Here is a 4,893-nt window from a genome sequence, read left to right as displayed (position 1 = left end):
GATTGTATAAATAATATATTCTTTAATATATATGGTAAAGAGGAGGTTGATTGACATGGATCAGTCTAAAACCCGCATGCTTGCAGAAGCAGGTGTAGCTATTGCAATTGCTCAAGTATTATCGTTTATTACGATTTTCCATATGCCTCAGGGGGGATCTATTAAGGCTGCGTCTCTAGTGCCGCTCATGATTTATGCCTATCGATGGGGTGGAGCTCGCGGTATTTTTGCTGGCGTCGTATACGGTATCTTGCATTTCATTTTAGGCTTTAAATCATCTGTACACTATTTAAGTATTATATTAGATTATCTAGTAGCTTATGGTGTTATTGGCGTTTGCGGTTATTTCAAAGATTCTATTTCTGGCCTTATCACAGGTTCTATTGTAGGTATCGCATTGCGTTGGGCCGCATCTGTTGTGAGCGGTGCCGTTGTGTTTGCTAGCTATGCCCCACAAGGGCAAAATCCATGGATCTACTCCATGATTTATAATGCGTCCTATATGGTGCCTGATGGCATTTTAAATATTGTTGTTTTACTATTCATATACCAAGGTGTTAAACGAGGGTTAGGACGTCGTGAATAAATTAGGATTAATCATTTTAGCGGGGGGCTTGAGTTCTCGAATGGGGCAACCTAAGGCGTTATTGTCCTGGATTAATGGTGAAAGCCTCATATCTCATGCACTTCGTAAAGGATTAGATGCAGATGTAGCCGATATTCTTATCTCTATCGGTGATGATGAACAGTTAGGGCATGCCATTCAGACACATATTATTGATACATTATCGAACAATGAAAAAGAAAAAGTTTCTATTGTTCGGGATTCTATTGAGCGTTGTGGTCCGCTAGGAGGCCTTTATAGTGCACTAGCCGTTGGAACTAGTCCTGCTTATGCAGTGATGGCTGTAGATATGCCATTTATGTCTATGGACCTATATTATGAGTGGTTATATCAAGTGAACCATAATAATTGGACTGCCATTGTTCCTACGGGGGCTACTGGCAGGCCAGAACCAATGGCAGGGATTTATAGACCACACATTGTATCATTACTCCCAACGATTTTAGCAGGTGAAGATGTGTCCTTGCATCATGCTCTTGATACAATTGGTCATGTTGAAAGTATCGATGCCAGTGATTATAGCTGGGAGTTAAGTAATGTAAATCATTTTGATGATTACCAATGGGCTCGTGCTTTAGCAGAAAATGAGTTTCGTCGAGTTCCACTTATCAGTGTAGTAGCATCAAAACGTAAAACTGGTAAGACTACAGTTGTAACTCGCCTTGTATCTGAATTACAACAAGCGGGATTTTCTGTTGGCGTTGTAAAGAGTGATAAACATGGATTTCAAATGGATCATGAAGGAACCGATACAGACCTTTCCTATAAAGCTGGAGCTGATGCAGTAGCTATTGCAGGACCTAATGAAACAGCGATTCGAATTCGCACGAAGGAACAGTCAAATCTGTATGAAATATCACAGTTTATGCCTGTCGATATAGTTATACTAGAAACAAGGTCCCAAGGAATTGCCCCTATTATAGAGGTTACCCAAGAGGGACATACGGAAGAGCTTATCTCGGATGCAACGGACCGAGTAGCTACAATTGAAATTAGCAAGTTAGACCAAGACATACCTCAATTGGTATGTCACATACAGGAAATGATGAGGAGTTTACATGGCCGTCGTTACTGTTGAGGAGGCCCTTCGATTATGGGATGAGGCCTTACAAACACAAGTTCATAAAGTAGAAACCATTGATGTTAAGACTGCTAAAGGATATGTGTTAGCAGATGATATTATTGCCCCTACAGATGTACCAGCCTTCCCTAAATCTGCTATGGATGGGTATGCCATTACTTTCAAAGATGATTGTAATGAGTATATTGTTGACGGTATTATAGGTGCTGGTGTTGTATGGGAACATCCTGTTGAATCTGGACATGCAGTACGTATTATGACTGGTGCGCCCGTACCAGATACATGTGATACCGTTATTATGCAAGAACAGGTGGTTGGTTCCGGAGAACCAGGCACAACAATTACTATTCAAGGTAACTATAAATGTGGTGATCATATCATCCCGCAAGGCGAGGAATGTAGTGCTGGAACTACTGTGATTCCACGTGGTACAGAGGTAACCTCTACAGTACAAACTATTTTGACTGGTCTAGGGTTTACTGAAATAAATGTAAATGCAATGCCTCGAGTATTAGTCCTTACGTCAGGACATGAGGTAATCGAACCTGGTGAAAGTTTAACACCTGGCAAGATTTACAACTCTAATCGAGCTATGATATGCGGCTTGTTGGAGGATTTAGGCTTTCATAAGATTACACACTATCACGTCAGTGATGCTCCAGAGGAACTAGAGTCTGAAATTAATCATGTGTTACAGCTCAGTGAAGATGCTGATATTATCATTAGCTCTGGCGGCGTATCCGTAGGGCTATTTGATACAATGCCTCTTATTTATGAAAAGTTAGGCGCTAAATCTATTTATGCGCGCATTCAAATGCGTCCTGGTGCAGCATCTTATGGTGCTGTAACCCCTAAAGGTCAAATTATTTTTGGCCTTTCTGGTAATCCAGGGGCTGCATTCAATGGTTGGCATCTAATCGTAGCACCAACATTGAAACGCTATAAAGGATTGGCAAACTGGACTACACCGGTAGTAGCGTGTGTAATGGATTCGGAAATCTTTAAGCGTAATGCCTTTGATCGATACGTACAAGGTAAAGTCATCTTCGGTGGAGGTGTTCCACGCTTTGTAGCTAATCGTCACTTTAATAGTAGCAGTATGTTAGGCCTCTATACGGTGAATGCATTGGCATGTATTCCGCGTGGTGTACATGAAGTACATCCAGGGGATACCTTTGATGTGTATTTATTAGACTTACTACCTGCGATTTAAAATATATGGACTTACAAGTTTTATATATGTAGTATTTCAAAATTAAGTATATTAAATATTTGTAAGATTAATAGAAATAAATAACAAGACGAGGTCTCTATGAAGGCCTCGTCTATTTGTTTGTATAAGTATATAAAATTAATTCAATTCTGTTGCTGTGGACACTGAAATTAAATCTCAATTAACCTATAATAAAGTCAACAAAAGGATAGTACTTTTAGTTATATCAATTGAGTTTTGACAAAATTTATTTTAATCTACTTTTTAATTACTTTTACTATCAAATAGTTATATAAGGAGTGATTTCTATGAGTAAGACTTTTACAAAAAATATCCCTGTTAACGAAATTTTACATCTAGGTGATCGTTTAGAGTATAAAGAGGGTCAAGTGATTAGTATTACGATTGCTCAAAATGAACGACTCAGTATTACCTTGTTTGCGTTACCAAAGGGCGAAGAAATCTCTACTCATGTAACTGTAGGTGACGCGATTGTGCAAATCCTTGATGGTGAGGCACATATCGTCGTCGGCGATGTTGAACATAATGTGAAAGCTGGAGAAACATTGATTATGCCATCTGAAGTGCCACATAGCCTTGATGCTCGCGAAAACTTCAAGATGCTGTTGACCGTAGTTAAATAAATATATGATAATAAAAGCATCCCTTGGAGTATTAAGGGATGCTTTTTGTATGTGGAGCAATAGGGCATAATGGACTATTTTGACTATTCATATAAACATAACTACATAGAGTTTAGCAGTAACATATATAGGGTTAGTACATATCATTACAACTGGCATGCAGAAACAGAGATTTTTATCTTGTTAAAAGGTAGTGTTGAGATGAGTTGCAATGGTGAGATTTTTACGTTGAAACCTCTTGATGTTGTGATTATCTCTCCTCAAGTAGGGCATGCAACATTAGCCCTTGAAGAGGATGCTATAGCCTTTGTTATTCATGTAGGTAACGAATTTTACCAACAGTATGATCCGGATTTTGGGACATACCAATTTGTTTTGCGGTCAGATGATAGTACGCGTCATAATGAATTCTTTACAACCTTACGCCACCATGCTGCTATGACAATGTTATTGATGATTAAAGGTGAAAGCCCAGTACATCGAATGTGGATAGAACATCATTACTTAGCTTTGGCCGGTGATGTATTTAGAGAGTTTGATCCTATAAAAAAGGTTCACGAAAATGCTAGACCTGGCGATATAAAACCGGCATCTTTTGATAATATGATTGCCTATATTGATGAGCATTATGATCAGAAAATAGAGCTAGAAGATATTGCGAAAATAGGGGGCTATAATGTTGCCTATACATCGCAGTTTTTTAAACGACAAATGGGGATTTCATTTGTTGAGTATGTATTGCGATTGAGAATTCGTGATGCTACTGTTCGATTAGCTAATACGGATGAGGCTGTCGCAAGAATTGCAAGTGATTGTGGATTTGCCGATGTGAAAGCCTTTAATGTGGCTTTTAAAAAGCATTTTAATATGACTCCCACCGAATATCGTAAGCAAGTAAAAGGGATTGGCCGTAAAACTGTCTTACAAGACTGGAAAGAAATTATTTCTGTAGACAACCAAGATGTACTTGATGTATTACATTCATTCTTGTCCTATGAAGATGATTCACGAGCTAAGAGCGAATTGGAATTTATGAGCAAAAAATTGGAAGCTTTGAAAGAAAAGTTAGCCGATGTAGTAAAGGATTTATGAAGGTATTTTGTTATATCTCCATGGTAACTAGATTATTATAGTAACTAATTCTTATAATAGCTAATTCTTATAATAGCTAATTCTTATAGTAACTCTATTCACATGATAATCGTTTTGCGGCAAATTATTTTTGATGAATTTATGACATATATAGAAAGATTAGAATTGGGTAATTTTCTATATTATGAAAACCTATAAAGTTATAAATAAAGCACTACTGGTGATAAGTAGTGCTTTT

General features: G+C 37.9%; 5 protein-coding genes. All 5 read left to right on the top strand.

From position 1 onward, the window contains the following. The first annotated feature begins 55 nt into the window (after window positions 1-55). The 5 genes from thiT to QZ548_RS07990 all read left to right on the top strand — a co-directional run bounded on the left by thiT (window position 56) and on the right by QZ548_RS07990 (window position 4,655). Window positions 56-586, top strand: a complete 531-nt coding sequence (gene thiT / locus QZ548_RS08010) for an energy-coupled thiamine transporter ThiT (RefSeq protein WP_119209357.1) — start codon at window positions 56-58, stop codon at window positions 584-586. Continuing rightward, entirely contained in the window at window positions 579-1,703 is a 1,125-nt protein-coding gene (gene mobB / locus QZ548_RS08005) for a molybdopterin-guanine dinucleotide biosynthesis protein B (protein WP_119209356.1), read from the top strand. The genes thiT and mobB overlap by 8 nt, the downstream gene beginning before the upstream one ends. Then, window positions 1,684-2,919, top strand: coding sequence for a molybdopterin molybdotransferase MoeA (locus tag QZ548_RS08000; protein WP_119209355.1), 1,236 nt, complete (start codon window positions 1,684-1,686; stop codon window positions 2,917-2,919). The genes mobB and QZ548_RS08000 overlap by 20 nt, the downstream gene beginning before the upstream one ends. A gap of 308 nt (window positions 2,920-3,227) precedes the next feature. Further along, on the top strand, window positions 3,228-3,563 hold the full coding sequence (locus QZ548_RS07995) for a cupin domain-containing protein (RefSeq protein ID WP_105086291.1): 336 nt from the start codon (window positions 3,228-3,230) through the stop codon (window positions 3,561-3,563). A 69-nt stretch (window positions 3,564-3,632) separates the two neighbouring features. Continuing rightward, the gene (locus tag QZ548_RS07990) at window positions 3,633-4,655 is read left to right on the top strand and encodes an AraC family transcriptional regulator (RefSeq protein ID WP_119209440.1); all 1,023 of its coding nucleotides are present in this window, start codon (window positions 3,633-3,635) and stop codon (window positions 4,653-4,655) included. Window positions 4,656-4,893 lie beyond the last annotated feature (238 nt).

This window comes from uncultured Veillonella sp. (genome assembly GCF_915069625.1).
Classification (GTDB): Bacteria; Bacillota; Negativicutes; order Veillonellales; family Veillonellaceae; genus Veillonella.
This window is presented reverse-complemented; position numbering and strand designations above follow the sequence as displayed.